The sequence below is a fragment of the Xenorhabdus sp. Sc-CR9 genome, assembly GCF_963897815.1.
Classification (GTDB): Bacteria; Pseudomonadota; Gammaproteobacteria; order Enterobacterales; family Enterobacteriaceae; genus Xenorhabdus.
In genome coordinates this window covers 1-428 of record NZ_CAWQTY010000116.1, presented here as the reverse complement: position 1 = coordinate 428, position 428 = coordinate 1, and the positions used below count along the sequence as shown (strand labels likewise).

Sequence of the window (428 nt, the reverse complement as noted above, 5' to 3'; positions counted from 1 at the left end):
GTTACCTTTCGAACACCGTTTGCCGTGTTGTGATTGCCCAGGCTATCCGGGCTAATTTGTTGGCCAGCGCACAGGCCACAACATTTGAGTGTTTTCGCTCAAGCTGAGCCTTTACCCATTCAGCCAGCCTTCCTGACTGATAATCGATTCTCTGGATAAAGACCCTGGCGCACTGGACAAGTAACCGTCGCAGATTTTTGTCTCCGCGTTTACTTATCCCTAAGAACCTATTCAGAATTTTTTTAAACCAGAACGATTTTTCATATAAACTACGGGGATGAGAAAAATTTATGCCAGTGACATTAGAGCGTGTTGACCTTTGTTGTACATGTTTCAATCGACCCACATAGGGAGCCACATGATTGAAAATGCCAAAGCAACGAGACTTTCATAATTTCTTGCTAATTTGTCATACCGAGTAGCTACTG

General features: G+C 43.7%; 2 pseudogenes. Both read right to left on the bottom strand.

Annotation, left to right across the window (positions count from 1 at the left end):
• Position 1: 1 nt before the first annotated feature.
• Positions 2 to 223, bottom strand: a pseudogene (locus AACQ81_RS05835) (transposase); the annotation flags it as partial.
• Positions 224 to 333: 110 nt separating this feature from the next.
• A pseudogene (locus tag AACQ81_RS05830) lies at positions 334 to 428 on the bottom strand (IS5/IS1182 family transposase); the annotation flags it as partial.